The sequence below is a fragment of the Aquibium microcysteis genome (assembly GCF_014495845.1).
In the GTDB taxonomy this organism is placed as follows: Bacteria; Pseudomonadota; Alphaproteobacteria; order Rhizobiales; family Rhizobiaceae; genus Aquibium; species Aquibium microcysteis.
The window spans coordinates 2,683,669-2,710,125 of sequence record NZ_CP061080.1 but is presented as its reverse complement, the minus strand read 5'-3'; the positions used below and the strand labels follow the sequence as shown (position 1 = coordinate 2,710,125).

The 26,457-nt window shown below is 68.7% G+C and carries 25 protein-coding genes; 12 read left to right on the top strand and 13 right to left on the bottom strand.

Features of this window, described 5'->3' with window-relative positions; all coding sequences use genetic code 11:
* Window positions 1-105 precede the first annotated feature (105 nt).
* Window positions 106-450 (top strand): ferredoxin, encoded by a 345-nt coding sequence (fdxA, locus tag IAI54_RS12625; RefSeq protein ID WP_187972666.1) that lies wholly within the window; start codon window positions 106-108, stop codon window positions 448-450.
* Here the strand turns inward: fdxA and IAI54_RS12620 are convergent.
* The 8 genes from IAI54_RS12620 to IAI54_RS12585 are packed head-to-tail and all read right to left on the bottom strand — an operon-like array spanning window position 438 to window position 8,802.
* Entirely contained in the window at window positions 438-1,844 is a 1,407-nt protein-coding gene (locus IAI54_RS12620) for an amidohydrolase family protein (protein ID WP_187972665.1), read from the bottom strand. The genes fdxA and IAI54_RS12620 overlap by 13 nt on opposite strands.
* A complete protein-coding gene (locus tag IAI54_RS12615) occupies window positions 1,841-2,764 on the bottom strand; it encodes a LysR family transcriptional regulator (protein WP_187972664.1) in 924 nt (307 codons plus the stop codon). The genes IAI54_RS12620 and IAI54_RS12615 overlap by 4 nt, the downstream gene beginning before the upstream one ends.
* A gap of 40 nt (window positions 2,765-2,804) precedes the next feature.
* Window positions 2,805-3,578, bottom strand: coding sequence for an enoyl-CoA hydratase-related protein (locus IAI54_RS12610; RefSeq protein ID WP_187972663.1), 774 nt, complete (start codon window positions 3,576-3,578; stop codon window positions 2,805-2,807).
* Window positions 3,575-4,732 carry a CaiB/BaiF CoA transferase family protein gene (locus IAI54_RS12605; protein WP_187972662.1) on the bottom strand — a complete coding sequence of 386 codons (1,158 nt, stop codon included), beginning with the start codon at window positions 4,730-4,732 and terminating at the stop codon, window positions 3,575-3,577. The genes IAI54_RS12610 and IAI54_RS12605 overlap by 4 nt, the downstream gene beginning before the upstream one ends.
* The gene (locus IAI54_RS12600) at window positions 4,729-6,090 is read right to left on the bottom strand and encodes an FAD-dependent oxidoreductase (RefSeq protein ID WP_187972661.1); all 1,362 of its coding nucleotides are present in this window, start codon (window positions 6,088-6,090) and stop codon (window positions 4,729-4,731) included. Before IAI54_RS12600 ends, IAI54_RS12605 begins: the two co-directional genes overlap by 4 nt.
* 42 nt (window positions 6,091-6,132) lie before the next feature.
* The gene (locus IAI54_RS12595) at window positions 6,133-6,948 is read right to left on the bottom strand and encodes an ABC transporter permease (protein WP_187972660.1); all 816 of its coding nucleotides are present in this window, start codon (window positions 6,946-6,948) and stop codon (window positions 6,133-6,135) included.
* Entirely contained in the window at window positions 6,948-7,763 is an 816-nt protein-coding gene (locus IAI54_RS12590; RefSeq protein WP_187972659.1) for an ABC transporter ATP-binding protein, read from the bottom strand. Before IAI54_RS12590 ends, IAI54_RS12595 begins: the two co-directional genes overlap by 1 nt.
* Before the next feature lie 4 nt (window positions 7,764-7,767).
* A complete protein-coding gene (locus IAI54_RS12585; protein WP_187972658.1) occupies window positions 7,768-8,802 on the bottom strand; it encodes an ABC transporter substrate-binding protein in 1,035 nt (344 codons plus the stop codon).
* A 565-nt stretch (window positions 8,803-9,367) separates the two neighbouring features.
* Here IAI54_RS12585 and IAI54_RS12580 point away from each other — a divergent pair.
* The 11 genes from IAI54_RS12580 (at window position 9,368) to IAI54_RS12530 (ending at window position 20,560) form a co-directional block, all read left to right on the top strand.
* On the top strand, window positions 9,368-10,387 hold the full coding sequence (locus IAI54_RS12580; RefSeq protein WP_187972657.1) for a substrate-binding domain-containing protein: 1,020 nt from the start codon (window positions 9,368-9,370) through the stop codon (window positions 10,385-10,387).
* 78 nt (window positions 10,388-10,465) lie between these two features.
* Window positions 10,466-11,998 carry a sugar ABC transporter ATP-binding protein gene (locus IAI54_RS12575; protein ID WP_187972656.1) on the top strand — a complete coding sequence of 511 codons (1,533 nt, stop codon included), beginning with the start codon at window positions 10,466-10,468 and terminating at the stop codon, window positions 11,996-11,998.
* 14 nt (window positions 11,999-12,012) lie between these two features.
* On the top strand, window positions 12,013-13,017 hold the full coding sequence (locus tag IAI54_RS12570) for an ABC transporter permease (RefSeq protein WP_420838280.1): 1,005 nt from the start codon (window positions 12,013-12,015) through the stop codon (window positions 13,015-13,017).
* A gap of 1 nt (window position 13,018) precedes the next feature.
* On the top strand, window positions 13,019-13,996 hold the full coding sequence (locus tag IAI54_RS12565; protein ID WP_187972654.1) for a sugar-binding transcriptional regulator: 978 nt from the start codon (window positions 13,019-13,021) through the stop codon (window positions 13,994-13,996).
* Window positions 13,986-14,981 (top strand): aldo/keto reductase, encoded by a 996-nt coding sequence (locus IAI54_RS12560; protein ID WP_187972653.1) that lies wholly within the window; start codon window positions 13,986-13,988, stop codon window positions 14,979-14,981. Before IAI54_RS12565 ends, IAI54_RS12560 begins: the two co-directional genes overlap by 11 nt.
* 57 nt (window positions 14,982-15,038) lie before the next feature.
* On the top strand, window positions 15,039-16,760 hold the full coding sequence (locus IAI54_RS12555) for a glycerol-3-phosphate dehydrogenase/oxidase (RefSeq protein WP_187972652.1): 1,722 nt from the start codon (window positions 15,039-15,041) through the stop codon (window positions 16,758-16,760).
* Entirely contained in the window at window positions 16,757-17,599 is an 843-nt protein-coding gene (locus IAI54_RS12550) for a class I fructose-bisphosphate aldolase (RefSeq protein WP_187972651.1), read from the top strand. Before IAI54_RS12555 ends, IAI54_RS12550 begins: the two co-directional genes overlap by 4 nt.
* Window positions 17,592-19,106 carry an FGGY-family carbohydrate kinase gene (locus IAI54_RS12545; RefSeq protein WP_187972650.1) on the top strand — a complete coding sequence of 505 codons (1,515 nt, stop codon included), beginning with the start codon at window positions 17,592-17,594 and terminating at the stop codon, window positions 19,104-19,106. The genes IAI54_RS12550 and IAI54_RS12545 overlap by 8 nt, the downstream gene beginning before the upstream one ends.
* A gap of 232 nt (window positions 19,107-19,338) precedes the next feature.
* Window positions 19,339-19,617: a type II toxin-antitoxin system TacA family antitoxin gene (locus IAI54_RS12540; protein WP_187972649.1), complete on the top strand. Its 279-nt coding sequence runs from the start codon at window positions 19,339-19,341 to the stop codon at window positions 19,615-19,617.
* Window positions 19,618-19,750: 133 nt separating this feature from the next.
* Window positions 19,751-20,068, top strand: a complete 318-nt coding sequence (locus IAI54_RS12535) for a type II toxin-antitoxin system TacA family antitoxin (protein WP_187972648.1) — start codon at window positions 19,751-19,753, stop codon at window positions 20,066-20,068.
* A 57-nt stretch (window positions 20,069-20,125) separates the two neighbouring features.
* Window positions 20,126-20,560: a GNAT family N-acetyltransferase gene (locus IAI54_RS12530; protein WP_235679347.1), complete on the top strand. Its 435-nt coding sequence runs from the start codon at window positions 20,126-20,128 to the stop codon at window positions 20,558-20,560.
* 111 nt (window positions 20,561-20,671) lie between these two features.
* Here IAI54_RS12530 and IAI54_RS12525 read toward each other — a convergent pair whose 3' ends face one another.
* From IAI54_RS12525 to IAI54_RS12505, 5 genes are all read right to left on the bottom strand, one after another.
* Entirely contained in the window at window positions 20,672-21,622 is a 951-nt protein-coding gene (locus IAI54_RS12525) for an ABC transporter permease (protein WP_187973143.1), read from the bottom strand.
* A gap of 118 nt (window positions 21,623-21,740) precedes the next feature.
* On the bottom strand, window positions 21,741-23,255 hold the full coding sequence (locus IAI54_RS12520; RefSeq protein WP_187972646.1) for a sugar ABC transporter ATP-binding protein: 1,515 nt from the start codon (window positions 23,253-23,255) through the stop codon (window positions 21,741-21,743).
* Between the two features lie 89 nt (window positions 23,256-23,344).
* Window positions 23,345-24,295 (bottom strand): sugar-binding protein, encoded by a 951-nt coding sequence (locus tag IAI54_RS12515; RefSeq protein WP_187972645.1) that lies wholly within the window; start codon window positions 24,293-24,295, stop codon window positions 23,345-23,347.
* Between the two features lie 112 nt (window positions 24,296-24,407).
* Window positions 24,408-25,397: a substrate-binding domain-containing protein gene (locus IAI54_RS12510; protein WP_187972644.1), complete on the bottom strand. Its 990-nt coding sequence runs from the start codon at window positions 25,395-25,397 to the stop codon at window positions 24,408-24,410.
* 69 nt (window positions 25,398-25,466) lie between these two features.
* Window positions 25,467-26,441, bottom strand: a complete 975-nt coding sequence (locus tag IAI54_RS12505; protein WP_187972643.1) for an NAD-dependent epimerase/dehydratase family protein — start codon at window positions 26,439-26,441, stop codon at window positions 25,467-25,469.
* Between the last annotated feature and the right edge of the window lie 16 nt (window positions 26,442-26,457).

Sequence of the window (26,457 nt, the reverse complement as noted above, 5' to 3'; positions counted from 1 at the left end):
CGGCGGATCCGTTGCCCGATCGGCAACGCTGATGACGACAATCGATGATTGTTTGGAACGCATCCGACTGCGACACTCGCCGCATCGAGGAGATCCGACGGCACGATGGCCTACATCATCACCGAGCCCTGCATCGACGTGAAGGACGGCTCATGCACCGCCGCCTGTCCCGTCGACTGCATCTACGAAGGCGGACGGATGTTCTACATCCATCCCGAAGAATGCATCAATTGCGGGCTCTGCCTGTCGATCTGCCCCGTCGACGCCATCGTCTGGGACGGCGAGATGAAGCCGCAGCACAAGCCGTTCGAGGCGGTCAACCGCGACTTCTTCGGCGACGCGGTGACGGGATGGCACTCGCCGGGCGGCTGGGACGCCACCCGCAGGACCGAGCTCGACCATCCGCTGGTCGCCGGCTGGGAGCAGCGGGGGAAGGATCAGCCGGCGTAGCCCGCAAAGTGGCGCCGGACGACCTGCGAGAGGAAGCGCGCATCGTCGCGCTGCCCGCCGAGCTTGCCCGCTGAAAGGCGCGCCTGACCGACCAGCTCGCGGCGCGCCGCCTCGAAGTCGACCGTGGCCAGCCGTCCGTCCGCCACCACCGAGCGGCCGCCGACCACGAGCCCGCGCACGTGGCCGGCCGTCATGCGGCCCAGCAGCAGCTCCGCCTCGTCCAGATCGTCGAACATGGCGTCTTCCAACAGGGCCGCATAGTCGACGACGACGAGGTCGCGGGCCGGCGGCTGGTTGACGACGGCCGCGCCGCGCAGGATCGCGGCGTCGAAGATTTCGGCGGTCGGGACCGCCGGGTCCAGACCGCGCCCGCCGTGCAGGAGATGGAACAGCCGCATCTCCCGCCAGATGTCCTGGTCGTCGTCGATGCCGGTGCCGTCGAGGCCGATGGCATAGGACAGTCCCGCCTTGCGGATCGCCTCTACCGGCGCGACGCCCGACCGCAGGCGCAAATTGGCCGAGGGGTTGCTGGCGAGGATGACGCCGCGCTCGGCCATGAGTTCGCATTCGTCCGGCCTGAGCTGGACGCCGTGAGCGACTGCCAGCCGCGGCGACAGGAAGCCGATCTCGTCGAGGAACCGCACGACGCCCTGCGGGAATCGCCGGTCGAGCCAGACGCGCTGGCGCGGGCTTTCGAGCAGATGCATGTGGATGCGCCGGCCGGTCCGCGCCGAGGCCTCGGCGACGGCTTCGAGCAGCGCGTCGCTCGCCCATTGCGGGCCGATCGGGCCGTACTGGACGTCGACCATGCCGGAGCCGTGCAGGCGGGCGATGGCGTCGACGGCCGCGAGCTGCTCGCCGATCGGCGCGTAGGTCGGCGCCAGCGCTTCCACGCGGGTGCGCTCGGCGGCCGAAAGGCCGGGCAGCAGTTCCGGCAGGCCGCCATAGACGAAGGGCGACGTGTCGAGGAGCGGGCAGGAGAGGCCGAGCCGGATGCCGACGTCGCGCGCGGCCCGCACCACCGCGCCCGCCTCGTCGACTAGCGTCGCGACGTTGAGCGAGTTGTGGCAGTGCATCGTCGCGCCGCAACCCGATCGCGCAATGCGGCCAAAGGCCACCAGGGCTTCGAGATAGGGATCCGTCTTCGGCCGCAGCCGCATGAAGGGGATCCAGGGCTCGAGCGCGTCGTCGAGGCCGCCGAAGTCGTAGGGCCGGATGCCGTAGCCGTGGTCATGGGCGTTGACGGGCGCCGGCAGCGCAAGCAGGCCGGCGCCGGAGGTGCTGCTTCCCGTCGCTGCCAGTCCGTCCGCGCCCGCGGTGACCGCAACGTCGCGCGATGCGGCTGCGTGGCCCGGGGCCGGCAGGTAGCGCTCGACGGAGACGGTGATGCTCATCGGTTCAGCACCGCGTGAATGTCCTTGCTGTAGGCGACCAGTTCGGCGGCGATGAAATCGACGAAGGCCTGCGTGGCCCCGGTCAGGGGGCGGTTGCGGGGCACCATGACCGAAATCTCGAGTTCCTGGAGCCTCGACCCGGCGATGGGGAGGGCGACCACGCTGCCTTCGCGCAACTCGTTCAGCAGCCCGATGGGCGTGAAGAAGGCGACGCCGATGCCGGCCAGGATCAGCGGCTTCAGCATCATCTGGTTGTTGGTGGCGACCAGCGTGCGGCCGGTCCGGTCGAGCGCGGCGAGCTCGATCGAGATCATCGAGCTCATCACCTCGTTGTCGAGCTGGAGCAGGAGGTTGAACTGGGCGCATTCCTGCAGGGTGACGGACTTTTGCTTCGCCAGCGGGTGGCCCCGTGCCACCATGGCCATCAGCGGCATCGGCACGCCGGCGACGCGGCGGATGTCCTCCGGGCGGGCGAGGTCGAAGGTGATGCCGACGTCGACGTCGCCATCGGCGACGAAGCCGAAGATCTGGCTGTAGTTGTCGTTGCGGATCCGGAGGTCGATCGCCGGGTGGAGGCGGTGGAAGGTCATCGCCCGCTCGGGCAGGAACTGCACCGAGAGGCTGTCGAGGCAGGCGACGTGGACGCGGCCGGTCTTCTTGCCCTTCAGGTCGCCGAGTTCGCCGCGCATGATGTCGAACTGGTGCAGCGTGTCGCGCGCGTGGCGCAGGGCGATCTCGCCGGCCCGCGTGAGGCGCAGGCCGTTCGGCAGACGCTCGAACAGCGGCGTGCCGAGCTCGTCCTCGATCTTCTGGATCTGGCGGCTGACGGCGGAACTGGCGACGTGCAGTTCCTCCGAAGCCTTGCGGATCGAGCCCGCGCGCGCCACGGCGACGAAGTAGCGCAAGACGGCGGCATGCATGGTGACGGGTCGCTCCTCCGCGATGGATGGTCGGGCGACCCTACCGTCCCTTCCACACCGGCGCACGCTTTTCGTTGAAGGCGCGGACCCCTTCCTGCGAGTCCTCGCTGGCGAGCGCTGCGACGAGGGCGGGCGTGCGCAGCGCCTGCGCCTCCGCCGGCGACAGATGCCCGGTGCGGTTGACCGTCTGCTTGATGGCGCGCAGCGACAGCGGTGCATTGGCGACGATGTCGGCCACCCAGCGGTCGACGGCCGCGTCGAGCCCATCGGCGGGCGCCACCTCGTTGACGATGCCGAAGCCGGCCATCTCGGCGGCCGAGAAGCGGCGGCCGGTCAGCATGACGCCCATGGCGAGGTTGTGCGGGATCTTGCGCTGCAGCAGCACCATGCCGCCGTCGAGCGGCATGCGCCCGACGCGGCCTTCAGGCAGGCCGAACTGCGCCTTCTCGGAGGCCACGACGATGTCGCAGCCGAGCACCATCTCGAAGCCGCCGCCGAGCGCATAGCCGTTGACGCGGGCGATCACCGGCACGTCGAGCGAGCGCCGGTAGGCGATGCCGCCGAAGCCGTGCGGTCGCGCGTCGGCCCAGTATTCGAGGCCGGACTTGCCGACGTCCTTCATGTCGGCGCCGACGCAGAAGGCCTTCTCGCCGGCACCGGTCAGCACCACGCAGGAGACGTCGCCGCGGCGCTCGATCTCCTGCCAGGCCGCCTCCAGTTCGGCCTCGTGCGCCGCATCGATGGCGTTCAGCCGGTCGGCGCGGTCGATGACGACGCGCGCGACGCGGTCGGCGATGTCGAGGCGGACGCTCATGCAGCCCCCCGCCGGCGCTCGTCGGCCATGCCGAGCACCTCGTCATTGTGTTCGCCGAGACGCGGCGGCGCATGCCGGACCACGACCGGCGCGGCCGACATGTCGATCGGGCTGCCGATGAGGCGGATCGGGCCGTTCGGCGACCGGCCGGCATCGAGGATCATGCGGTTGACCAGCGTCTGCTCGTCCTCCAGCGCCTCGGCCAGCGTGCGCACCGGCGCGCAGAGGATGTCGACCTTCTCCAGCCGCGCCAGCCAGTGGTCGCAGCTCCTTTCGGCGAAGCGGGCGCGGAAGACGGCCTGCAGCTCGGCCTTGTGCTCCATCTGCCGGTCGAGATCGGCGAAGCGCGCCTCCTGCGACAGGTCGTCGATCTCCAGCGCCTCGCAGATGTCGCGCAGCGGGTTCTGCTTGAAGGCGCCGACCATGACGATCGGCCGGTCGGTGGTCTCGAAGACGCCGGTGAGCGGGAAGGCCGCCCAGTTCAGGTCCTTGCCGCGCATCATGTGGGCCGCACCCTCCTGCATCTGCATGGCGAGCATGGAGTTGTAGAGCGACACCGAGACAACCTGGCCGAGGCCGGTCTTCTGGCGCTGCAGCAGGGCGAGCAGCACGCCCTGCACCAGGTGCATACCGGCGGAATAGTCGCACAGCGCCGTCGAGTAGATCGACGTGGCCTGGGTGGCGTCGGCCTTGCGCGCCATGACGCCGGTCATCGCCTGGGCCAGCACGTCCTGGCCGCCCTTGTGGACGTTGGGGCCTTCGAGCCCGAAGCCGGAGCCGATGGCGAAGACGATGCCGGGATTGCGTGCCCGAAGCTCCTCGTAGCCGAAGCCCATGCGCTCCATGACGCCCGGGCGGAAATTGCTGACGACGACGTCGGCGCCGTCGATCAGCGCCAGCACCTGCGCCTTCGCCGCGTCCGACTTCAGGTCGAGCGCGACGCTCTTCTTGTTGCGGTTGAGCGAGGAGAAGACCGGGTTGTTCAGGCCGTCCGGATCGGAGCCGAGCGACCAGCGCGACAGGTCGCCGATCCGGTCCTTCTCGATCTTGATGACCTCGGCGCCGTAGTCGGCGAGCATCTGGGTGCAGCAGGGACCCATCATCACCTGGGTGAAGTCGATCACCCGGACGCCGTCGAGCGGGAGAGGGTTCATTCGGCGGCCTCCAGGAGCATGGCGTTTTCGGACGGGACGTCACCCGGATCGGCACCCTGGGCGCGCATCTGGCGCTGGATGGCGGCGACGTCGGCATGGCGCACCTTGACGCCGGCGTTGAGCGCCACGGTGGCGGCGATGCCGGCGGCCTCGCCCATGGCCATGCAGGGCGGGATCTCGCGGCTCGACTTCTGTGCCTGCGGCGTCGCGGAATAGTGCCGGCCGGCGACGATCAGCTGGTCGACCTCGCGCGGCAGCATGGCGCGGTAGGGCGTGTAGTAGTCGCGGCCGCGGCAGACGGTGTCGGCGAAGTGCCGGCGCTGCATCACGTCGTCCTTGGTGACGACGTACTCGCCTTCCAGCATGCGCGTCTGGCGCACGCCGGTCTGCGGCGCGAAGTCGACGACGTAGGCCTTCTCGAAGCCGGGCATGTTCTCGCGCGCGAAGGTCATCAGGCGCTCCATCCGGGCGCGGCCTTCGATCTCCACGGCGGTCAGGTCGGCGACCTTCAGCCCGTGCAGCTTGGGCACGTGCGGGCAGTTGAGCCAGACGACGCCCGGCAGCGGCGTCTTCAGCCACCAGAAGTTCCAGCAGCCGCCGATGATGCGCTTGGCCTCGTGGTCGAGCCTGGCGAATTCCTCCGGCCGCTCGAACTGGAAGGCCTCGGCGCGGTCGGTATCGACGCCGCCCCAGCGCGAGACGGTGGTGAGGATGAAGGAACTCTCCTGCGACTTCGCGCCGGCGCTCGCCGCCACGTCGAGATCGCCGGTGGCGTCGATGACCACGTCGCCGAGGATCGCCTGGCGGCCTTCCTTGGTCTCGCAGATCACGCCCTTGATGGCGCCGTCCTCGACGATCGCCGAGGAGAACCAGGAATGGGCGCGCAGCTTGACGCCGGCATCGCCGATGACGGCGTAGGAAGCGCGCTTGAAGGCGTCGGGATCGAAGGCGGCGGCGAAACAGGCCGGGTGCGGCATGGTCTGGGTGTGGAAGTCGAACAGGCCCCAGCGCGCCCATTTGCGCCACATCGCCTCGGTCTCGCGGACGCCGGGCCGCAGGTCCTCTTCCGGCGGGGTGACGCAGAGGCCCCAGGCACGCATGCGGTCGATCATCTCCATGCAGATGCCCCGCACGGTGATCTCCTCGCCATTGTGCATGTCGTCCAGCACCAGCACCATGCCGCCGGAGGCGAGGCCGCCGAGATAGGGATAGCGCTCGAGCAGGGTGACGCTGGCGCCGTTGCGGGCGGCCGAGACGGCGGCCGAGATGCCGGCCGGTCCGCCGCCGACCACGACGACGTCGGAGCGGTCGGCCACCGTCGCCTCGCGCGCGGCTTCACGAATGGTCACGGGTGCCATGGTGTTCCTCCGTTTTTTTTCTGGTCGACAGACGTTGCGGTCTCAGTGGACGTCGGACGTCTTCCACCGGATCAGGCGCGTCTCGGCGACCGAGACGAGGGTGAAGAGCAGGACGGCGAGCAGCGCCGCCGTGAAGACCGTCGCGTAGAGCAGCGGCGAGCGGAAATTGTAGGTCGCCTCGATGATGAGCGCGCCGAGGCCGTAGTTGGAGCCGATCCATTCCGCCACGATCGCCCCGATCACGCAGGTGGTGCTGGCGATCTTCAGCGCCGCGAAGAGGAAGGGCAGGGAACTCTGGATGCGCACCTTCCAGAAGATCTCGCTCTTCGAGGCCGAAAGGACGCGCATCAGATCGAGGGTGGCCGGGGTGACCGCCTTCAGGCCGCGCACCATGTTGACCAGCGTCGGGAAGAAGCAGATCAGCGCGGCGATGATGACCTTCGGCAGGTAGCCGCTGCCGAAGATCAGCACCAGGATCGGCGCCACGGCGATGATCGGGATCGTGTTGATGAAGACGGCGATCGGATAGAAGGCCTTTTCGGCCGTGCGTGAATGGACGAACCAGATCGCGAGCAGGATCGCGACGAGATTTCCGAAGATGAAGCCGAGCACGGACTCGAAGAAGGTCGGCCAGAAATTGCTCCACAGTGTCCAGCCGTCGTCGCGGAAGGAGGCGAGAACGTCGAGCGGGCCGGGCGCCATGTAGGTCGGCACCGAGAAGGCCCAGACGATGAATTGCCAGCCGGCGACGAGCCCGACAACGGCGAGCAGGGCGGGAAGCTTGTCGCGAAACCGGTCGGCGAAGCCGAAGGCGGCCGTCTGGTTGAGGGCAGGGGAGCGATGCGCGACGTCGGCCATCAGCATTCCTCCAGAAGGCGGCGCAGATGCGCCGTGATCTGCACGAATTCGAGCGTGTCGCGCATGGCCAGCCGCCGCTCGGCGGGCAGGTCGACGGTCACAAATTCCTTCACGCGGCCGGGGTGGGAGGCGAGCACGAGGACGTGCTGGCCGAGGAAGGCGGCCTCGGGAATGGAGTGGGTGACGAACATGATCGTCGTGCCCGTCTCGCGCCAGATGCGCAGCAGCTCCTCGTTGAGCTTGTCGCGGGTGATCTCGTCGAGCGCGCCGAAGGGTTCGTCCATCAGCAGGATCTTCGGCCGCGAGACCAGCGCCCGGGCGATCGCCACGCGCTGGCGCATGCCGCCGGAGAGCTCGGACGGCAGCGCCTTCTCGCGGCCCTTGAGGCCGACGAGCTCCAGCAGTTCGGCGGGTTCGGCGTGGGCCGAGCCGCCGCCGCCGACCTCGAGCGGCAGGCGGACGTTGTCGATGGCGCTGCGCCACGGGAGCAGCGTGGCGTCCTGGAAGACGAAGGAGAAATTGCGTTCGCGCCGCGCCTGCTCCGGCGACCGTCCGAGCACCGTGATCTCGCCCGCGCTGAGCGGTACGAGATCGGCGATGGCCCGCAGCAGGGTCGACTTGCCGCAGCCCGACGGTCCGAGCATGGTGACCAGCGACCCGGCGGGAATGTCGACCGACACCCCCGACAGCGCGGTGACGGCGCTGTCCCTCTCGCCGAAGACGACGTCCACGCCGCGAACCGCGACGGCGACGTCCGCCTTCTCTGCGGGTGCCGCGGGCATGGCGGCCGACCGGGCCAGCGCGCTCGCGCCCATGACCTCAGCCGACCTTCTTGCGGATGTCGGCGGTGGCTTCGAGGATCGCCAGCGTCATGATGTCGTCGACGGTCGGCACCGTGCCCTTGAACTGGTCGAGATCGGCGTAGGTCTTCAGCTGGGCCTCCCAGTTCGCCCGGTTCATCGCGCCCCAGCCCTCGGCCTTGGTGGTCTCGCCGAAACTGAACTCGAGCACCGGCTTGACCGCTTCGAGCTCGCTCGCCTTGTCGAGGTTCGGATAGGCCTCGACGAGGATCTCGACGGCCTCTTCCGGGTTGTCCTTGGCGTAGCCCCAGCCCATGGCGGAACCGGCGATGAACTTCGCCAGCACGTCCGGCGTCTCGGCGATGGCCTTGTCGGTGGCGAAGTAGACGTTGGCGTAGAGCTGGATGCCGGTATCCCAGAGCATCATGTCGACGCGGTCGTCGCCCAGGATCTTCAGCGCGTTGGTGTTGGTGAGCCAGCCGGTGGCGGCCTGCGCCTGGCCGGTGAGCAGCTGGTTCATGTCGGCGCCCATGTTGACCAGCGTCACCTGGTCCTCGGCGATACCGTTCTTGGCGAGCAGCGCGCGGGCGAGGATGAAGGCGGTGGGCTGGGTCGCGATCGTCTTGCCGATCATGTCCTTCGGCTCGCGGATCGGATCCTTGGCGAGCGAGAAATAGGTGAAGGGGTGCTTCTGGTAGCCGCCGGCGATCGCCTTGATCGGGATGCCGGCCGAGCGGGCGAGCATGACGGAGGGGCTGGACGAGGTCTGGCCGACCATCGCCTGGCCGGAGGCGACGCTGGCGACGCCGTCGACGTTCGGGCCGCCGGGCGTGATCGTGAGCTCGACGCCCTGCTCGGCATAGAAGCCCTTCTTGATGGCCACCACTTCGCCGAGGATGCCGTTGGAGGCGAGCCAGCCGAGCTGCATGTTGACCTTGGCCGGCGACTGCGCCGAGGCGCGGGTGACGTTGAGCAGGCTGTGGCTGGCGACGAGGCCGCCGACGGTGGCGGCGGTCTGGAGGAATTGACGGCGCGTGCTGCGGAATTCAGGCATGGTCGATCTCCCGTTGGTGGACCCTGGCGCGTTCCCGTGCGCCGGCTGAGCTCTGAGGTCGGAGCGGATGATGCGGCCGACGGACGTTCGAATAAAGTAGAATGATTCGGACCGCCCGTTGCCGATGCGGCAACGGGTGCGCGACCAGCGGCGGGATTTGCGGCTCCTGGCGGGGGCGGCGATCGACGGCCGGCGGGCGGGACCGGGGCGACAAGGGGCGGGAAATGCAGTCGGCTTGAAATGCGGCGCCGGGAAATGCGGTGACCGTCTACGTAGTCCGCGTGATCCCGCCGCTCAGGCGGACGCGCTGCTATCCCGAGTTGAGTACACGGTCCCTGTTTTTCCTGTCGCTGCGCAGACCGCACCGCGCGGCGATGCGGCCACTCGCAACGCGTGCTGAAAGAAATTTCATCGATAGAATTTTATGTCGATTCACTTGACAGGGTGCGTGACCGCTGATTGTATCCGCGACGTCGCGATAACATTCGCGCAGTGAAATTTCTTGCAAACCTTGTGCCGTGCTGGCAGCATCGGTGCGGTGGCAGGAGCCAAAGTGGAGGAGACAATGAAGACATTCGGACTGGCCGCGCCCCTGGCAGCGGCAACGATGACGGCCGTCCTCGCCTCGACCGCGGGGACATTCGCGCAGAGCAAGTTCCAGTGCGAGCCCGGCGAGACCTTCGTCATGAACGTGATGGTGTCGGCGCATCCCTACTGGGTGCCTGTCTACCAGGGCTTCAAGCAGGCCGCCGAAGCCATGGGCTGCGAGACCGTGTTCTCGGGCACGCCCGACTACGACATCACCAAGCAGATCGCCTCGTTCGAGCAGGACCTGGTGAAGAACCCGTCCGGCATCCTGCTGCATCCGATGCAGTCCGATCCGTTCATCGAGCCGATCAACCGTGCGATCGACGGCGGCGTCTCGGTGGTGACCTTTGCGGCCGACTCGCCGAAATCGAAGCGGACCGCCTACATCACCTCCGACAACCTTGCCGAGGCGAAGTTCGCGGCCGAAGAAATCGTCAAGCAGGTGGGCGACAGCGCCGAGTATGCGGTGCTGGAGAACCCGGGCCAGAGCAACCACGACCTGCGCGTCACCGCGCTGATCGCCTATTTCGAGAAGAACTATCCGAAGATGAAGCTGGTCGGGCGCCAGGCCACCAACCAGGATTCCAACGCGGCCTACCGGGCGACGGCCTCGATCCTGCAGGCCAACCCCAATCTCGCGGCGATGTGGATCCCCGAGGCGGGCTCGGCCGAAGGCGCCGTGGCGGCCGTGCTGGAGGCCAAAGCGAAGGTGCTGATCATGCATGCCGACGTGACGCCGACGACGCTGGAGCACATCAAGGCCGGCAACATCCACATGTCTCTCAACCCCAACCAGGGCGTGCAGGGCTTCATGGGCTTCATCGCCACCTTCCTCGCGACGCGGCCCGAGATGTTCGACCCGTTCAACGACTACAAGGTGTCGGGCTACAACCCCATGCAGATCCCCTTCGTCGACAACGGCTTCGCCGTGATCACCAAGGAGAACGCCGATTCCTTCGACCTCAACGCCTACATGAAGGGCCGCGATCCGAGCTGATGATCTCAGCCCGACGAGACGGCATCCGCGCGCCCCGCGCGGATGCCGGTTCCCACCGCGCATGCGAGGACCAGCGGCATGGCGAGCGCCGATCGCGACGACCCGATCCTGAAGATCTCCGGCCTGACCAAGGCGTTCGGCCCGATCAGGGCGCTGCGCGGCGTCGACTTCGAACTCAGGCGCGGCGAGATCCACGCCCTGGCCGGCGAGAACGGGGCCGGCAAGTCGACGCTGATGAACATCGTCGACGGCATCCTGAAGCCTGACGGCGGCGAGATCCGGCTCGACGGCGTGCCGGTGACGATCACCTCTCCGGCCATGGCGCAGAGGCTCGGCATCGGCTTCGTGCACCAGGAGATCGCGCTCTGCCCGGACGTCACGGTGGCGGAAAACATCTTCATGGCCGCGACGAACACCAGCCGTTCTCTGCTGATGGACTACCGGACGCTGGAGCGGCGCGCCGCCGATATCCTGCATCGCCTCGGCGACATCGATCCCAGCGCGCTGGTCGGCACGCTGTCGATCTCGCAGCAGCAGCTGGTCGAGATCGCCAAGGCGCTGACGCTCGACTGCCGCGTGCTGATCCTCGACGAGCCGACGGCGGCGCTGACGGAACGCGAGGCGCAGGTGCTGTTCGAGATCATGCGCAAGCTCGTCGCGCAGGGCATCTCGATCATCTACATCTCGCATCGCATGGTGGAGATCTTCGACAACTGCCACCGCGTGACGGTGCTGCGCGACGGGCAGTACATCACCACGCTCGACGTCGCCGACACCACGCCGGGCGAAGTGGTGAGCGCGATGGTCGGCCGGGTGATCGACAGCCTGTATCCGCCCAAGCTCGCAGAGGCGGAGCGGTCGGACGAGATCGTCCTCGACGTGCGGGGCCTGACGGAGCGGCGGCGCTTCAGCGACGTGTCGTTCCAGCTGCGCAGGGGCGAGATCCTGGGGCTCGCCGGCCTGATCGGGGCCGGGCGCAGCGAGATCGTGAAGGGGATCTGCCGGCTCGAAGGGGAGGTGACGGGCGAAATCCGGCTGCACGGCCGGCCGCTGCGGCTGGCGCATTATGCCGACAGCATCGCGGCGGGTCTGGTCTACCTGTCGGAGGACCGCAAGGGCGACGGGCTGTTCCTCGACATGTCGATCGCGGCGAACGTGTCGGCGCTGAAGCTGGAACAGGTGGCGGGCCGCGCCGGTATCATCGACGAGCGGGCCGAGGCCGCGCAGGCCGAGCGGCTGGGCGCGCGGCTGAACCTGCGATACGGCCGTGTCGGCCAGGCGCTGTCGTCGCTGTCGGGCGGCAACCAGCAGAAGGTGGCGATCGCCAAGATGCTGTCGGTCGACCCGAAGGTCATCTTCCTCGACGAGCCGACGCGGGGGGTCGACGTCGGCGCCAAGGCCGAGATCCACCGCATCCTGCGCGACCTCGCGCGGAGCGGCGTCGGGATCGTCGTGATCTCGTCAGAGCTTCCCGAACTGATCGGCGTCTGCGACCGGGTGCTGGTGGTGCGGGAGGGGCGGCTCGCCGGGGAGGTGACGGGCGAGGCGATGACGGAGGACCGCATCCTGTATCTCGCCTCCGTCGGCGACGGGCGGCGGCTTCAATCATGAAGGCGGAGGAAACGATGACCATGGCGACGACCCCCGCCGCAAAGGACGGCGGTTCGGCCGGCGGCCTGGCCGGAACGCTGCGGCGCCTGCTGCGGATGCGCGAGACGGGGCTGATCCTGATCATCCTCGTGCTGTTCGTGGCGATGTCGTTCGCCTCGCCCTATTTCCTGACCTGGAACAACATGCGTGCCATGGCGATGGCCTTCGCGGTGGAGGGCATCGTCGTCGTCGGCATGACCATCCTGCTGATCTCGGGCGGCATCGACCTGTCGGTGGGCTCGGTGACGGCGCTGGCCATGGTGATCGCCGGCCTGCTGTTCCTCAACGGCGTCGACCCCTGGGTGGCATCGGCGATCGCGATCGCCGCCTGCACGGCGATCGGCGCCACCATGGGCTTCTTCGTCACCCGGGTGGGGCTGCATCATTTCATCGTGTCGCTGGCTGTGATGGTGATCGCGCGGGGCCTTTGCCTTCTCGGCACCGGAGGGCGGCCGATCGGCCTCTACACGCTGCCGCCGGAGTTCAAGTTCATCGGCCAGGGCTCGATCGGCGTCATCCCGGTGGTGATCATCCTGTTCGTCGTGGTGGTGGTGGCGTTCGACTTCCTGCTGCGGCGCACGACGATGTTCCGGAAGGTATTCTATACGGGCAGCAACGAGAAGGCGGCCGCCTATTCGGGCATCCGCACCAAGAAGGTGGTGTTCCTGACGACGACGCTGTGCTCGGCGCTGTGCGGCGTCGCCGGCATCATCTACATGGCGCGCTTCGGCTCGGCGCAGCCGACCTTCGGCGTCGGCATGGAGCTCAACGTCATCGCCGCCGCGGTGATCGGCGGGGCGAGCCTGTCGGGCGGCACCGGGACGATCCTCGGTGCCATCCTCGGCACGATCCTGCTTTCGGTGGTGTCGAGTTCGCTCGCGCTGCTCGACGTCTCGGTCTACTGGCAGGACATCATCCGCGGTTCGATCCTGCTCGCCGCGGTGACGATCGACCACTACATCAACAGGCGGCGCGGCTGACATGGCGGACAACAAGGACGATTTCGAAGCGATCCGGCAGATCTACACGGTGCTGATGCTGCATTTCGTGGACGGCATGAAGCAGTCGGACATCGCCCAGGCGATGAACCTGTCGGCCTCGAAGGTGAACCGGCTGATCGCCCAAGGGCGCAAGCTCGGCATGGTGAAGATCGCCATCGAGAGCCCGTTCCAGCGGCTGGTCGAGCTGGAGCGGCGGCTGACCGCGGCCCGGGGCGTGTCGAGCATCGTCACGCCGGCCGTCGCGGGGAGCCCGGACACGACGCTGCAGCAGGTGGGACGGGCGGCGGCCAACCAGGTGCTGGAGACGCTGCGCGACGGCGACGTGATCGCGATCACCGGCGGTCGGGCAGTGAGCGCGGTGGTGGAGAACATGCAGCCCGAGCGCGCCTTCGACGTGACCGTGGTGCCGCTGACCGGCGGCGTGCAGGGCAAGTTCTACACCGACGTCAACCATCTGGCCTCGCGACTTGCCGAGCGCCTCGGCGGCCGCACCATGCTGGTGCACGCGCCGCTGTTCGCCGAGAGCCGAAAGCAGCGCGACATGCTGATCGAGATGGCCTCGATCAGGGAGGTGTTCGACCTCGCCCGCAAAGCCGCGATCGCGCTGGTGGGCATCGGCTCGATCGTCACGCCGGGCTCGAGCTATTACGACCTGCATCCGCTGCCCGACCTCGACCGGGAGAACCTGATCCGCAGCGGCGTGCGCGGCGAATTCCTGGCGCATCTGATCCGCGAGGACGGGACGGTGGCCGACCATCCGTTCAATTCGCGCCTCGTGGCGCTCGAACCGGCCGAACTGGCGGCCTGCCCGCGCCGGATCGGCGTCGCGGCGGGGCCGGCGAAGGTCCTGCCGATCCGCGCCGCCCTCAACGGCCGCTTCCTCGACACCCTTGTCGTGGACGAGGAGACCGCCGCCTCCGTGCTCGAAACCCTGGAGCCCCTGCAGAATGTCGCATGAGATGATCACACGGGAGATCGGCCGGTCGGGCATCACGGCCTCGGCGATCGGGCTCGGCACCTGGGCCATCGGCGGCTGGATGTGGGGCGGGACCGACGAGGCCGCCTCGGTCGCCGCCATCCAGGCCTCGATCGACGAGGGCGTGAGCCTGATCGACACCGCGCCGGCCTACGGGCAGGGGGTCGCGGAGGAGATCGTCGGAAAGGCGATCCGCGGCCGGCGTGAGGCGGTGGTGCTGGCCACCAAATGCGGGCTCGTGTGGCATACGCGGAAGGGCAACCACTTCTTCGACTATGACGGCCGGCCGGTGCATCGCCACCTCGGGCGCGAGTCGATCGTCCACGAGGTGGAACAGAGCCTGCGGCGGCTCGGCACCGACCACATCGACCTCTACATCACGCATTGGCAGGACCCGACGACGCCTGTGGAAGAGACGGTGGCGGCGCTGCAGGACCTGAAGCGGCAGGGCAAGATCCGGGCGATCGGCGCGAGCAATCTCTCGGTGGCCGAGCTCGAGGCCTATGTCGCGGCGGGCGGCCTGGATGCCATCCAGGAGGAATACAGCATGGTGAAGCGCGGCATCGAGCGGACGCTGCTGCCGGTCTGCCTGCGCGAGGGCATCTCGGTGCTGTCCTATTCGTCGCTGGCGCTCGGCCTGCTGTCGGGACGCATCGGGCCGGAGCGGGTGTTCTCCGGCGACGACCTGCGCCGGGACAATCCGCGATTCTCGATCGCCAACCGCGAGAAGGTGGCGCGGCTGATGGCCGAAATCGCCCCGATCGCCGCCGTGCATGACGCGACGCCCGCCCAGATCGTCATCGCCTGGACGATCCGGCAGCCCGGGATCACATTCTCGCTCTGCGGCGCGCGCAACCCCGACCAGGCGCGCGAGAACGCCCGGGCCGGGCGTATCCGCCTGTCTGACACGGACATCACGACGATAAGCGAGGCAGCCACGCGCCATCTGATCGACCTCGACGCCTGACCGCACGACCACAACCCGGAAGGACAAGCGCCGTCTCGCGACGGCGAACGACACGCCATGCCCCGAAACAGAGACGACACTCTGGACCAGCTGCGCCGCGACGGCGCCTTCGACGTCGTCGTCGTGGGCGGCGGCATCAACGGCATCGGCGTCTACCGGGAGCTTTCGCTGCAGGGGCTCAGGGTGCTGCTGGTCGAGCGCAACGACTTCTGCTCGGGCTGCAGCGCGGCACCCTCGCGGATGATCCATGGCGGGCTGCGCTACCTCGAGAACGGCGAGTTCGACCTCGTCTGGGAATCGCTGCGCGAGCGCGACGCGCTGCTCGTCAACGCGCCGCACATGGTGCGGCCGCTGCCGACGACGATCCCGATCGGCCGGATCTTCTCCGGGCTGATGAACGGGGCCGCCGGGTTCCTCGGCCTGTCGAGCCGGCCGGCGAGCCGCGGCGCGCTGCCGATCAAGATCGGGCTGATGCTCTACGACTGGACGACCAGGCACCGCCGCCTGATGCCGAAGCACCGTTTCCGCAAAGCGGCCGAGACGATGCGGCTGTGGCCGGCGCTGTCGCCGCGGCTGCGGTTTTCGGCCACCTACCACGACGCCTGGATCAGCTATCCCGAGCGGCTGGGCGTGGAACTGGTGCTCGACACCGCGCGGCTGGCGCCCGGAAGCCTGGCGCTGAACCATGCCGAGATCGCGCGCTCGGGCGACGGCTTCACCGTCACCGACCGGCCGACGGGCGCCGTCCTGCCGGTGACGGCACGCGTGATCGTCAACGCCACCGGCGCGTGGCTCGACGAGGCGCTGGCGAGCCTCTCGGACCAGGGGGAGGCGGCGGAGCCCTTCATCTCGGGGACCAAGGGATCGCACCTGATCCTCGACTGCCCGGCGCTGCACCAGGCGCTGCACGGCCACATGATCTTCTTCGAGAACGACGACGGCCGGGTGTGCATCCTGTTTCCCTATCTGGGCAAGGTGCTGGCCGGATCGACCGACATCAGGGTGGACAGGGCCGACCGGGTGCGCTGCGAGCCGGAGGAGCGGGACTATATCCTGGAGGCGGTGCGGGAGGTGTTTCCGGGCGTCGCGGTCTCGGCCGACGACGTCGTCTACAGCTACAGCGGCATCCGGCCCTTGCCCCGCAGCGACCAGGCGTTCACGGGACGCATCTCGCGCGGCCATTCCGTCCGGCCGATGGGCGGCCTGATCCCGCAGTTCTGCATGATCGGCGGCAAGTGGACGACGTTCCGCGCCTTCGCCGAACAGACCGCCGACGTGGTGCTGGCCGAACTCGGCCGCCCCCGGCTCACCGACACGATCGGGCTGCCGATCGGCGGCGGAGCCGGGTTCCCGAAGAACCCCGCCGATCTCGTGGCCGAGCTGGCCGGCCGCGGCATCGCCTGGCAGCGCGCCGCCTGGCTCGCCGACGCCTACGGCACGCGCGCCCGCGACGTGCTCGACTTCTGCCTCGCCCGCAGCGACGATGTACCGCTGGCTGCGGGCGGCGTCATCACGGCGGCCGAGATCGTCTTCCTGACGCGCAGCGAATGGGCGGTGCGGCTGGAGGACATGCTGTTGCGGCGCACGCCGCTTTCGATCCGCGGCGACGTGTCGATGGCGATCATCGCGGCCGCCGCCGCGGCCATGGCAGGGGAGCTCGGCTGGGACGACCAACGCCGGGCAGGCGAGATCGACGATTTCGTCCGCGACCTCGCGGATTATCACGGCGTCTCGCGCGAGATGCTTCAACGACGAGACGAGGACGGGAGACAGGGATGAAACTGAGCACCAAGGCGCGGATGAACCGGCTGTTCACGAATGGCGGCTGCCTCGACGTCGCCGTCGACCACGGCGTCTGCAACGAGCCGGGCTTCCTGGCGGGTCTGGAGGACATGCCGGGCGTGGTCGACACGCTGGTGCGCGCAAGGCCCGACGCGATCCAGATGGCCTACGGCCAGGCCGACCTGCTGCAGGGCCGGCCGGAGAAGGACAAGCCGGCGCTGGTGATGCGCATCGACATGGGCAACCCCTACAATGCCGAGCGCCACCGCGTGATGTGGTCGATGCTGCAGAACCAGGACGAGCCGCTCGTCGGCGCGCTGGAGATGGATGCGGCCTGCGTGGTGGTGAACCTGTTCATGCTGCCCGACGAGCCGGAGCTGTTCCGCCAATGCGTGGAAAACATCGCCCGCGTGCGCGCCGACTGCCACCGCTACGGCATGCCGCTGATGATCGAGCCGCTGGTGATGCTGCCGAACGCCGTGCGCGGCGGGTATCAGGTCGACGGCGACACGAAGAAGATCGTCACGCTGGTGCGGCTCGCCGCCGAGATGGGCGCCGACATCATCAAGGCCGATCCGACCGACGACCCGGAGGATTTCCACAAGGTGGTGGAGGCGGCGCGCGTGCCCGTGCTGGTGCGCGGCGGCGGCAGGGAGGAGCTGAAGGCGGTGCTGGCGAAATCGGCCGTGCTGATGCGGCAGGGCGCGAAGGGCATGGTCTATGGCCGCAACGTCTACCAGCACGCCAATCCGAAGGCGGTGGTGGCCGCGCTGATGGCGATCATCCACCAGGGAGCGGACGGCGAGGGCGCCCTCGAGGTCTACGCGCGTGGCTGAGGGGCAGAGCTACCTGCTGGGGCTCGACGCCGGCAACACGGTCATCAAGGCGGTGCTGTTCGACGCGGCCGGCCGGCAGATCGCCCAGCATGCCATCGACGGGAAGACACACAAGCCGGCGCCCGGCATGGTCGAGCGGTCGGTGCCCGAACTCTGGCAGAACGCCAGGGCGGCGATTGCCGGCTGCATCGCTTCGGCCGGCATCGACCCGCGCGCCATCGCGGCGATCGGGACCGCCGGGCACGGCAACGGCCTCTACCTGCTCGACCGCGACGGCCAGGCCCTGATCGGCATCCAGTCGCTCGACACGCGCGCCGCCGGGCTTGCGGCGGAGCTCGACCGCGCGGCGGGGGCAGCACTTCACGCCATCGCGCTGCAGCGGCCGTGGCCGTCGCAGACGCCGGTTCTTCTCGCCTGGCTGAAGCGGCACAGGCCGGACCTCTACGCGAAGGCGGGCACGCTGCTGTTCGCCAAGGACGTGGTGACCTTTCACCTGACGGGCGAGCGCGTCAGCGAGATCTCCGACATGTCGGGCGCCGGCCTGCTGCGGCTGCCGGAAGCCGCCTATGACGACGCGCTGCTCTCGCTCTACGGCATCGCGGATGGAAAGGCCCTGCTGCCGCCGCTGCACCAGCCATCGAGCGTCGTCGGCGCCGTCACGCCCGAGGCGGCCGCGGCGACCGGGCTCGCGGCAGGCACGCCGGTGGTGGCGGGCTATTTCGACGTCGTCGCCTCCGCGCTCGGATCGGGTGCGGTTGGCGCGGGGGCCGCCTCGATCGTCGCCGGCAGCTGGTCGATCAACCAGGTGTTCTCGGACGCCCCGGTGCGCGACGAGCGGGTGTTCATGGTGGCGGCGTGGCGCCCCGGGCGCTTCCTCAACATGGAAAACAGCGCCACCTCGGCGGCGAACCTCGAATGGTACGTGCGCACGCTGGTGGAACGCGGCGGCCACCACGACGATCCGTTCGATTTCGTCAACCGCGCCGTCGGGGCGGTCGAGCCCGCGCCCGACGATCCGCTGTTCCATCCGTTCCTCTATGGCGGACGACAGGGCGCCCACCAGCGCGGCGGCTTCCTCGGCCTGGCCGGCTGGCACGGCGAGGGGCACCTGCTGCGGGCGATCTTCGAAGGCGTGATGTTCGAGCACCGGCGGCATGTCGCGGTGCTGGCTGAAGCCGGCGTCACCTTCGCCACCGCCGCGCTCTCCGGCGGCGGCTCCCGCTCGCCGCACTGGCCCCAGATGTTCGCCGACGGCCTCGGCGTCGCGGTCACCGTCGCCGAAGCGCGCGAAACCGGCGCGCTGGGCGCCGCCATCGCCGCCGCGATCGGGGCCGGGCTGTACCCCGACGAAGCCGCCGCGGTGGCGGCAATGACGCGTCCGGCCCGGACCTACGTGCCCGACCCGGCGATGCGGGCGCATTACGACCGGCGGTATGCGATCTGGAGCCGGTGGACGGAGGCGATGGAACCGCTGTGGCGGGCGATGGCGGGGGAAGGGGCGGGGTGAGGGCGGGGCTGGCAACGGAGCTGGCGGGCCAAGTCCTCGCTCTCACCTTGATTGCCGCCCCGCGGGTCGTCGTCGTATCGGGACCCGGCCGTCCTCTTCCGGGGAGGCCGCGCAACGTAGCATTGAGCAACGTCGGTCTGGCACTCGTCCATCATATCGAGATGCACGACCTTGGAAACCCGATAGGGCGCGCGTACAACTTGAGCATGTACGACTTCCGGGGAAGACGGAAATGCCCAGAGCCGCCGAGAATGCCAACAAGCGCTTGACCCTGAGGGTCTCCCCGGAGACGAAGGCCAAGCTCGCGCGCGCCGCTGCGCTGCGCAACACCGATCTGACCAGCTTCGTCACACAGAGCGCCTTGCGTGAAGCCGAAGCCGTGATCGAGGCGGCCGACATCGTCCGCCTGACGACGCGCGACCATGCGCGCGTGCTCGAACTCCTGGAGAATCCGCCCAGGCCCAACGCAAAGCTGCGGGCGGTGATCGCGGCGTTGCCCAATAGTCTGTGACGCTGCCCGGCGGGAGTAAGGAAGCCGTCGCGACATCGCATGATCGCCAGTGCGCAAACGAGCGCGGGCCTCCTTGAAGCGTCCGGCTGTAAGCCGTACAATCTCCTCCAGGCAATCATCAAGGCAATAGCCCATGAAACGTGCGGCGGGCAAAAGGCGGGTCGCGGCCCGGAGCGAGCGACTGGAGGCGCGCGTGTCCTCCGATCAGAAGGAACTGTTCCTCCGTGCCGCCGAGTTGCAGGGCCGAACGCTCACGGACTTCGTCATCGCGAGCGTGCACGAGGCCGCCGTGCGCACCCTTGAGGACCTGCAGTCGGTCAGGTTGGCGGTTGATGAAAGCCGCGCTTTTGCCGAGGCTCTTCTGAACCCGCGAGAACCAGGCCCGCGACTTGCCGCGGCCGCGCGACGCTATGTGGCGTCGGTTGCGGCGCATGATCCGAACGCTCGTTAGCTCTTGTTAGTCGAGCCACTCGACGACTCCCACGATCGCGCCGGCTTCGAATCCGGCGTGGACGTGCTCGACCGATATTTCCGCACCCAAGCCGGTCAGGACGTTCGCCGACGCGTCGCCTCCTGTTTCGTCCTCGTCGAGGATGATCGCGTGCCTCTCGCGTTCTCGACACTCGCCGCGACATCGATCGCGCTGTCCGACCTTCCGGCAACGCTGGCCAAGCGCTTGCCGCGCTATCCCACCGTACCGGCGACGTTGCTGGGGCGCCTCGCCGTCGACCGGCGCCATCGGGGACGCCGACTGGGCGAGCACATGCTTCTGGATGCATTCGCGCGAGTGCTGCGCAGCGAGATCGCCACATTCGCTATCCTGGTCGACGCGAAGGACGAAGCCGCCGCCGCCTTCTACCGCGCCTATGACTTCCTTCCCCTGGACAACGCCGGCCGTCGTCTTTTCATCCCGATGGTCGAGGTCGCCCGCCTCTTCGCCTGACGTGGTGGGCCTCCAAGCGCGAGTTCCCCCTCGAAAACCAAAAAGAGCTCACCGAGCGGCGAGCCGCAGAGCGCCACCTGCCGCGATCGTGGTACCAACCAAACCTCCCCATCACCCCCGCCCCGCGCTCCGCCTTCCAAACTCCCTGTCCGCAATGACCCCGAGCAGGATCACCGAGCCCATCACCGCGAAGTTGAGGGAACTCGGGATGCCCAGCAGGTTGACGAGGTTCTGGAGGATCTGGAGCAGGACGGTGCCGAGCACGACGCCGAGGATGGAGCCTTCGCCGCCGCGCAGCGAGCAGCCGCCGAGGACGGCGGCGGCGATGGCGTAGAGTTCGTAGAAGCTGCCGTGCGAGGATGGGGAGATCGAGCGGGTGTACATGGCGACGAAGATGGCGGAGACGGCGGTCAGGCCGCAGCAGATGACGTAGGCGGCGATGACGATGCGGTCGGCGTCGATGCCGCTGTAGCGTGCGGCCTCCTCGTTCCTGCCGACGGCGAAGAGATGGCGGCCGTAGACCGAGCGGTGGAGGACGACGCCCATGACGATCGTGATGGCGAGGAAGGCGATGAGGCTGTGCGGCACGCCGAAGAAGCGGCCGGTCGTCAGCCATTCGAGCAGCGGGAACGAGGCGCCGAAGGGAAAGCCGGCGGTTGCGTCCTCGGTGTAGTAGCGGGCGGCGCCGCGGTAGATCAGCAGGCCGCAGAGCGTGACCACGAAGGGCTGGAGACCCATCTTCGTGATCAGCAGGCCGTGCGCGAGCCCCATCAGGCAGCCGAGCGCGAGCACGAGGATCGCGGCCATGCCGGGGGGGATGGCGCCGCCGGCGACGAGGTCGACGAAGATCACGCCGAGCAGCGCGATGATCGAGCCGACCGACAATTCGATGCCGCCGGAGATGATCACGAAGGCCTGCGCCACCGCGAAGATGCCGAAGAGGCCGATCAGGTTGGCGGTGTTGGCGAGGTTGATCGGCGACAGGAAGCGCGGGTTGATGGTCGCGACGACGGCGCCGACGACGAGGATGAGGGCGAGGAGGCCGAGGTCCTTGCGGCTGATCATGGGCGGCGGTCTCCTCAGAGCGTGTGAATCAATCGAGGATGCGGAAGAATGCCCCCTGAAATCCTCGAGATGTCTGGCTCGAGCGGCGCGGAAGCGGGCATTCCTTCGCTTCCTCTCAGTGGTCCTGCGCGGCGAGGCGGCCGACGGCGAGCGACAGGATGGCCGCCTCGCTCAGGCCGTCCCGTTCGAGAAGGCCGGCGATGCGGCCCTCGTGCATCACGGCGACGCGGTCGCTGACGCCGATGATCTCCTCCATGTCGGACGAGATCATCAGGATGCCGACGCCCTCGTCGGAGAGCTGCCGCATCAGCCGGTAGATCTCGCTCTTGGCGCCGACGTCGATGCCCCGCGTCGGCTCGTCGAAGATCAGGACGACCGGACGCATCGACAGCCATCTGGCGAGCACGACCTTCTGCTGGTTGCCGCCGGACAGCGACCCCGCCCGGACGGCAATGCCGGGTGTCCGGATGTCGAGGCGCGCGCATTGCGCGACGGCCTCCCGATCCTCGGCGGCGCGGTTGACGAGGCCGCGGCGGGCATAGGCGCGGAGGTTGGCGAGCGTGACGTTGGCGCGGATCGGGAAGTCGAGGACGAGGCCGCAGCGCTTGCGGTCCTCGGGGACGAGGTAGAGGCCGGCGGCGATGGCGCTCCTGGGGGAGGCGGGCGGGAGCGGCCGGCCGTCGATGCGGACCGTGCCGGAGAGCGGCGGCTGCAGCCCGAAGGCGGCGCAGGCGAGTTCGGTGCGGCCGGAGCCGACGAGTCCGGCGAGGCCGAGGATCTCGCCGCGGCGGACCGCGAGGTTCACCGTCTGATCGGGCCTGTAGGCGGTGCGGACGGCTTCGAACTCCAGCACCGGCGCGCCCGGCGGGGCGGCGGGCGACCGGTAGACAGCGTCGAGGCCGCGGCCGATCATGTGGCGTATCATGGCCGGCGCGGCGATCTGCGCCTGCGGCAGTTCGGCGACGCACCGGCCGTCGCGGAGCACGACGACCCGGTCTGCAGCATGCTCGATCTCGGCAAGGCGGTGGGTGATGAGGATGACGGCGACGCCGTCGGCCTTCAGGCGGGCGATCACGGCGAGCAGCCGCTCGGTCTCGGTCGACGTCAGGCTCGAGGTCGGCTCGTCCATGATGACGAGACGGGCCTTCAGCGACAGCGCCTTGGCGATCTCGACGATCTGGCGCTGTGCCAGCGACAGACGTGCGACCGGCGCGGCGGCATCGAAATCGGCCCCGAGCTGGCCGAGCAGCGGCGCCGTGCGGCGCTCGAGCTCCCGTTCGTCGACGAGGCGCAGCGGGCCTGCCCTCAAGGGTTCGCGGCCGATGAAGACGTTGGCGGCGACGCCGAGATTGTCGAAGAGGTTGAGTTCCTGGTGGACGAAGGCGATCCCCGCCGCCATCGATCGCGCGACCGTCAGGGCGGGCAGGTCCTCGCCGTCGATGGTGATGGTTCCGGCGCTCGGGGCGATGACGCCGCCGAGGATCTTCATCAAGGTCGACTTGCCGGCGCCGTTCTCGCCGACGATGCCGAGGACCTCGCCCGGCATGACGGACAGGCTGACGTCGTCGAGCGCCCGGACGCCGGGATAGGTCCGGGAGATGCCCGTCATCGCGAGAAGGGGTGTCGGCATGGCGTGCGCGCGTGGCTGGCTCGGTGTCGGTCGGGTGCCAGGCAGGCCGGCGGGAGGTACGTGCAGGCCGGCCTGCCGGCTCGAGACCGTCAGCCGCTGATCCTGGACTTCAGCTCGGCCTCGAACGCGTCGACATTGCCCTTGTCGATGATCTTCGTCGGGACGATGACCAGACCGTCGGCGGGAATGCCGGATTTGTCGCCCTCCAGGAACTTCGCCATCAGCTTCATGCCCTGGTATCCCCATTCGTAGGGCTGCTGGACGACCGTTCCGGCGATTGAGCCCTCGCGGACGCCGCCGAGCGTGATCGGATCCTCGTCGAAGGCGATCACGGTGACCGCGCCGAGCTTGCCGGATTCCTTCAGCACCTCGTAGATGCGCGGCGGGTTGTAGGAGTAGAAACCGACCATGCAGTCGATGTCGGGATTGGCGGCGAGCGCGTCCTCGACGTTGCGCTTGGCCCGCGTCATGTCGATGTCGTCGCCGCGCACGTCGACGAGCTCCACCTTCGAGCCGGCGATGGCCGCCTTCATGCCCTCGATGCGCTCGCGCGCGTTGTCGGCGCCGGGAAGGCCGACGAAGCCGATGCACTTGCCGCCGTCGGGCAGGGCCTTCAGTGCGATCTCGCCGGCCTGCCGGCCGGCATCGCCGTTGGACGAGCCGATATAGGCGATGCGGTTGGTGTCGGGCGCGTCGGAATCGGTGGTGAACAGCGGCACCTGGCCGCCGATGCGGTTGAGCGCGTCGGTGGAGGATTTCGGGTCGACGGCGCTGACCATGATGGCCGAGACGCCGGCGGCGACGAGGTCGTCCATCAGGCGCTGCTGCACGGCGGCGGCGGCCTGCTCGGGATATTTGAACTGCAGATCGTAGCCGGGCAGTTCGGCCTGCGCCTTCTTCACGCCCGCCTCGGCGAGCTTCCAGAAATCGGACGCGCCGTTGACCACGAAGGCCATCGACTTCTTCTCCTCAGCGACCGCCGTCGTGGCGGCGAGCGCCGCCGCAAGCGACAGCGCCAGGGCCGTGGTGTGGAGTCTCATCGTTCTCTCCTTGCGTTGACTGGAACACGTGACGTCCCGTCCCGGGCACATGGGCGGCCGGGGCTCGACGGGACAGGGAAGGGGCCCGGCCGAAGCCGGGCCGGTTGGTGGGCTAGCCGCCGATGCAGCTGTCGGCGTTGTCCTGGGTGCATTCGTCGAGCCCGGTGTAGATGATCGGGTCGACCGGCTTGCCGTCGATCAGGTCGATCATCACGCTCGGCGCCCGATAGCCCATCTCGAACGGCCGTTGGCCGACCTGGACGTGGCTGCGGCCGGCCTTCAGCGCTTCCATCTGCGGCGGCAGCGTGTCGCCGGCGACGATGGCGAGCGTCTTGGACTTCAGCTTGTCCATGACCTGGTCGGTGACCTGGACATAGGCCTGCGGGGCGAACTGGGCCCAGCCGCCGATCAGCATGAAGGCGGTCAGGTCGGGATTGGCGGTGAAGGTGTCCGCCATCTGCTGGTTGGCGAGGTCGGCCTGGTCGTTGGTGAAGACCGGACAGCCGGCGATCTCGGTCCAGCCGCCCTGGCCGGCCAGCCGCTCGATGCCCTTTTCGCCGCCCAGCGTGTCGCGCGTGCCGGCGGCGCGCTGGTTGATGTTGTCGGCCGCGACGTTGCCGAGCTGCAGGCAGACGGTGCCGCCATCCGGCTTGAGCGCCTTCAGGTGCTCGGCGAACTTGACGCCCATCAGATAGTTGTCGGTGCCGAGATAGGTCTTGCGCAGGGCCGCGTCGTCGGCGCCGAGGTCGGCGTCGATGGTCATGACGGGGATCTTGGGCGCGCGGTCGCGCAGCAGGCGCGCCATCAGCGGGGCGTTGGAGGGCGAGATGGCGATCGCCGCGACGTCCGGCCGCGTCAGGAGGTCGTCGACGACCTGGATCTGGCCGGCTTCGTCGGCGCTCGAGGCGGGGCCGGTGTAGAGGCACTTGTACTCGGAGCCCTTGTTCTCGGCGTTCCATTTCTGGCAGCCGAGGTTGACCTGTTCGAAGAAGGGGTTGTCGAGCCCCTTTACGACGATGGCGAGGGTCTTGTCCTGGGCGAGCGCGGCGCTTGCGAAGGCAAGCGTGGCCGCGCCGGCGAGAAGCAGTGTGGTGATCTTCATGATGTTTGGTCCTCCCTTGGTCTGTGCAGTCGTCTTCGGTTCATCCGTGCCGGCGCTGCCGGCGCGGCTTCAGCCGGGGTACCAGACCCGCCGCGGTTCCTCGGGCGGGCGGGCATAGTCCCAGGCGGAATCGATCAGTCGCGCCAGGTCGTAGGCCGGGCGCCAGCCGAGCTCGGCCTTGGCCCGGCTGTTGTCCATCCAGTTGCCGACATAGGGGCCGCGCACCGGGGTCGCGGGCAGGCCCCGCGTCCGCGCCAGATGGGCGGCGACCTTGGCGTAGTCGACCGGCTCGTCCATGCAGATGTTGTAGAGGCGCTGGCGCGCCGCCTTCGCGGTGAGGGCGAGCAGGATCGCCTCGACCAGATCGTCGACATGGACGAAGTTGCGGCGCAGCGGCGTGCCGTCCTCCTCGAGAAGCAGCGGCACGGCGCCGGTCTCGCGGCTCCGGCGGGCGACCTCTGGGCCGACCATCTCTTTCCAGTCGGGACCGCCGAAGAGATCGTCGCCGAAGGACAGGCTGCAGCGGAAGTCGTCCTTCTCCATGATCCATGGCGCGCGCAGGCAGCACCAGTCGATGCCGTACTGGATGCCGAATTGCTCCAGCATCACCTCTTCCAGAACCTTGGAAAGCGCGTAGCAGCCGGGATAGGCCCTGTGCGGTGCATCCTCGGTGATCGGCTGCGGGTGCCGGTGGAAGAAGTGGCCGACGGCCGCGTCGCCGCCGATCAGGACGAAGCGCTGCGCCACGGGGCTCTCCCGGAAGGCTTCGAGGAGCCAGAACAGGCCCTTCACGGTGACGTCCATGACGTCGTCCGGCGTCTCCTTGCAGGTGGCGAGGTGAACCACGTGCGTCACGCCGTCGAGCGCGGCGCGGCAGATCTCCCGGTCCGCGATGCTGCCCCTGACGACGGACAGCGTGTCGGTCTCGGGCAGCACGCGGTTGTGGCAGAGGGCACGGACCTTGACGTCCGGCGCCATGGCGCCGAGCCGCGCGATCAATGCGCGGCCGACCTTCCCCGTCGCTCCAGTCACGAGAACCAGCATCGGCTTCCTCCCGCCG

What these genes read in the sequence shown, in the direction of transcription:
- fdxA (WP_187972666.1), top strand. Translation starts at nt 106, where the DNA reads ATGGCCTACATCATCACCGAGCCCTGCATCGACGTGAAGGACGGCTCA.
- IAI54_RS12620 (WP_187972665.1), bottom strand. Translation starts at nt 1,844, where the DNA reads ATGAGCATCACCGTCTCCGTCGAGCGCTACCTGCCGGCCCCGGGCCAC.
- IAI54_RS12615 (WP_187972664.1), bottom strand. Translation starts at nt 2,764, where the DNA reads ATGCATGCCGCCGTCTTGCGCTACTTCGTCGCCGTGGCGCGCGCGGGC.
- IAI54_RS12610 (WP_187972663.1), bottom strand. Translation starts at nt 3,578, where the DNA reads ATGAGCGTCCGCCTCGACATCGCCGACCGCGTCGCGCGCGTCGTCATC.
- IAI54_RS12605 (WP_187972662.1), bottom strand. Translation starts at nt 4,732, where the DNA reads ATGAACCCTCTCCCGCTCGACGGCGTCCGGGTGATCGACTTCACCCAG.
- IAI54_RS12600 (WP_187972661.1), bottom strand. Translation starts at nt 6,090, where the DNA reads ATGGCACCCGTGACCATTCGTGAAGCCGCGCGCGAGGCGACGGTGGCC.
- IAI54_RS12595 (WP_187972660.1), bottom strand. Translation starts at nt 6,948, where the DNA reads ATGGCCGACGTCGCGCATCGCTCCCCTGCCCTCAACCAGACGGCCGCC.
- IAI54_RS12590 (WP_187972659.1), bottom strand. Translation starts at nt 7,763, where the DNA reads ATGGGCGCGAGCGCGCTGGCCCGGTCGGCCGCCATGCCCGCGGCACCC.
- IAI54_RS12585 (WP_187972658.1), bottom strand. Translation starts at nt 8,802, where the DNA reads ATGCCTGAATTCCGCAGCACGCGCCGTCAATTCCTCCAGACCGCCGCC.
- IAI54_RS12580 (WP_187972657.1), top strand. Translation starts at nt 9,368, where the DNA reads ATGAAGACATTCGGACTGGCCGCGCCCCTGGCAGCGGCAACGATGACG.
- IAI54_RS12575 (WP_187972656.1), top strand. Translation starts at nt 10,466, where the DNA reads ATGGCGAGCGCCGATCGCGACGACCCGATCCTGAAGATCTCCGGCCTG.
- IAI54_RS12570 (WP_420838280.1), top strand. Translation starts at nt 12,013, where the DNA reads ATGACCATGGCGACGACCCCCGCCGCAAAGGACGGCGGTTCGGCCGGC.
- IAI54_RS12565 (WP_187972654.1), top strand. Translation starts at nt 13,019, where the DNA reads ATGGCGGACAACAAGGACGATTTCGAAGCGATCCGGCAGATCTACACG.
- IAI54_RS12560 (WP_187972653.1), top strand. Translation starts at nt 13,986, where the DNA reads ATGTCGCATGAGATGATCACACGGGAGATCGGCCGGTCGGGCATCACG.
- IAI54_RS12555 (WP_187972652.1), top strand. Translation starts at nt 15,039, where the DNA reads ATGCCCCGAAACAGAGACGACACTCTGGACCAGCTGCGCCGCGACGGC.
- IAI54_RS12550 (WP_187972651.1), top strand. Translation starts at nt 16,757, where the DNA reads ATGAAACTGAGCACCAAGGCGCGGATGAACCGGCTGTTCACGAATGGC.
- IAI54_RS12540 (WP_187972649.1), top strand. Translation starts at nt 19,339, where the DNA reads ATGCCCAGAGCCGCCGAGAATGCCAACAAGCGCTTGACCCTGAGGGTC.
- IAI54_RS12535 (WP_187972648.1), top strand. Translation starts at nt 19,751, where the DNA reads ATGAAACGTGCGGCGGGCAAAAGGCGGGTCGCGGCCCGGAGCGAGCGA.
- IAI54_RS12520 (WP_187972646.1), bottom strand. Translation starts at nt 23,255, where the DNA reads ATGCCGACACCCCTTCTCGCGATGACGGGCATCTCCCGGACCTATCCC.
- IAI54_RS12515 (WP_187972645.1), bottom strand. Translation starts at nt 24,295, where the DNA reads ATGAGACTCCACACCACGGCCCTGGCGCTGTCGCTTGCGGCGGCGCTC.
- IAI54_RS12510 (WP_187972644.1), bottom strand. Translation starts at nt 25,397, where the DNA reads ATGAAGATCACCACACTGCTTCTCGCCGGCGCGGCCACGCTTGCCTTC.
- IAI54_RS12505 (WP_187972643.1), bottom strand. Translation starts at nt 26,441, where the DNA reads ATGCTGGTTCTCGTGACTGGAGCGACGGGGAAGGTCGGCCGCGCATTG.